This is a genomic window from Pseudomonas sp. AC229 (genome assembly GCF_979254655.1).
In genome coordinates this window covers 1-230 of the sequence record NZ_CEEDHK010000121.1, presented here as the reverse complement: position 1 = coordinate 230, position 230 = coordinate 1, and the positions used below count along the sequence as shown (strand labels likewise).

Sequence of the window (230 nt, the reverse complement as noted above, 5' to 3'; positions counted from 1 at the left end):
GCATTTCTACGGCCAGGGCGGCGCGCAGATCCGGGTCGGCATCTTCCATGGCGTCTTCGAAGGCCTGCAGGATGCGGTCTTCGGTATCTTCCAGTTCGGCGACGTAAGCGGCGCCTTCATCGTTGGACATGCTGGCTTTGGTGTCGGCGTAAACCTGACGCAGCTTGCCCATCATGGTGCCGCCCTGAGAGGGGGTTTCATGGTTGGCGGCTACTTTCACGGCCAGGGCC

At 62.2% G+C, this 230-nt stretch carries 1 protein-coding gene; it reads right to left on the bottom strand.

All coding sequences use genetic code 11. From position 1 onward, the window contains the following. On the bottom strand, positions 1–230 hold a 230-nt coding region (locus AC0IW7_RS25115), incomplete at both ends, for a DUF2383 domain-containing protein (protein ID WP_471821577.1).